The following is a 1,709-nucleotide window of genomic DNA, read 5'->3' on the forward strand; positions in this document are numbered from 1 at the left end:
TCGCTTGACCGTAGGTCACGCTGCGCGAACGCTCCAATTCAAAGTTCAAAATTATTAATTCAAAATGATTCGGACAATTCTAGATTTTTAATTTTTAATTTTTAATTTTTAATTCCCCGGGGGGCTTGTACCCGGAATTAATTAATTCAAAATTTGTTCTAAACTTGATGCGTGAATTTTGAATTTTGAATTTTGAATTTTGAATTACCCAAAGGGCTCATTAGTTGTAAGTCTTTAGTTAGTAGTCATTAGTCATTAGTTATAAGTCTTTAGGATGCCCAAAAAAGCCTCTTGGCAGTGGCAAATTAAATGACTAATGATTAATGACTATTCCTTTTTGAGGTAACATTAGCTGGTGCTAGTTGTTGCGTATAGTTACTATCGTTAATGATTAAACTGAGTAAAGCTGCTGCGAGTGAGATTAGACGTGTACAGTCCAAGGGTCAAAAGCCAGAGGCCAAATTACGTCTAGGTGTGCGCCAGGGGGGGTGTGCTGATTTTTACTACACTATTGACTTTGAGCAAGTGATCAATTCTGAGGATCAGGTCTATGAGTGTGATGGCATCAGTGTCATAGTAGACCCGCAAAGCCTAAAAACTATCAATGGCTTAACTCTAGATTACTCAGAAGACCTCATGGGAGGAGGGTTTCGCTTCCATAACCCTAACGCTTCAGAAAGCTGCGACTGCGGTAATTCCTTTCGTGTAGACCCATCACAGGAGCCAGATTGACACCATAGTGTTATTATTGGTATAATTACCTTTGGTTTGTTTGTAGTTGATTAAGTTCAATCAACCAATGTTTATTAAGCCGTAACCCATGCCCACCATTCAGCAGCTCATTAGTAACGAGCGCTTCAAAGCTAAGAAGAAAACTAAGTCCCCAGCGCTGAAACAATGTCCCCAGCGCCGTGGTGTTTGTACTAGAGTCTTCACAACCACACCCAAAAAGCCGAACTCAGCCTTGCGAAAGGTGGCAAGGGTTCGTCTGACTTCAGGATTTGAAGTAACAGCTTATATTCCTGGTATTGGTCATAACCTACAAGAACACTCCGTCGTGATGATCAGAGGCGGTCGTGTTAAGGACTTACCTGGAGTGCGATATCACATTATTCGGGGTACCCTTGATACGGCAGGAGTTAAGGATCGGCGTCAAGGTCGTTCTAAGTATGGGACGAAGCGCCCTAAGTAAACTCACGAGCATTAACCCCTCTACAGTAAGAGACTTCCAGCAATAGAGTTGCTGTAATCTCACCCATGCCGATAAATAGCGCTTGGTCGTTGCCCAAGGAAAGATTCAATTCCTGAAGCCTAGGCATACTAGAAAGCTGCACTGATTAGCTTCTCGTACAACCTGTAAACAAAAACAGGATTTACAAGACCAACCATAAGCTAACTGTATAACCAAGGTTAATCGCACCAGGGTTAATCACACTAGGGTTAATCACAGGAGTGTATTTGTTTGCCTTGGTTAATTTTTAATAGTAAACTGTATTTTTGATTTTTTCTGAAGCTTACTTATGTCTCGTCGCTCAGTTGTTAAAAAGCGTCCTGTCCCCCCTGACCCAGTCTATAACAGTCGCCTGATTTGTATGTTGGGGTGTAGACTGATGCGTCATGGCAAGAAATCCCTTGCCTAACAAATTATCTATGACGCAATGAAAATCATTGAAGAAAGAACTGGAGCTGATCCCATAGAAACCTTTGAA

The 1,709-nt window shown here is 41.5% G+C and carries 3 protein-coding genes and 1 pseudogene; 3 read left to right on the forward strand and 1 reads right to left on the reverse strand.

Features of this window, described 5'->3' with window-relative positions; genetic code table 11:
* Nucleotides 1-387 precede the first annotated feature (387 nt).
* Entirely contained in the window at nucleotides 388-732 is a 345-nt protein-coding gene (locus F6K20_RS37240) for a HesB/IscA family protein (RefSeq protein WP_008179639.1), read from the forward strand.
* A gap of 88 nt (nucleotides 733-820) precedes the next feature.
* A complete protein-coding gene (rpsL, locus tag F6K20_RS37245; RefSeq protein ID WP_008179640.1) occupies nucleotides 821-1,192 on the forward strand; it encodes a 30S ribosomal protein S12 in 372 nt (123 codons plus the stop codon).
* Here the strand turns inward: rpsL and F6K20_RS37250 are convergent.
* Entirely contained in the window at nucleotides 1,185-1,334 is a 150-nt protein-coding gene (locus F6K20_RS37250) for a hypothetical protein (RefSeq protein ID WP_154659673.1), read from the reverse strand. The two genes, rpsL and F6K20_RS37250, sit on opposite strands and share 8 nt — an antisense overlap.
* Before the next feature lie 186 nt (nucleotides 1,335-1,520).
* Between F6K20_RS37250 and F6K20_RS37255 the strand changes: the two are divergent.
* A pseudogene (locus F6K20_RS37255) lies at nucleotides 1,521-1,709 on the forward strand (30S ribosomal protein S7); the annotation flags it as partial.

The sequence above is a fragment of the Moorena sp. SIO2C4 genome, from assembly GCF_010672485.1.
Classification (GTDB): domain Bacteria; phylum Cyanobacteriota; class Cyanobacteriia; order Cyanobacteriales; family Coleofasciculaceae; genus Moorena; species Moorena producens.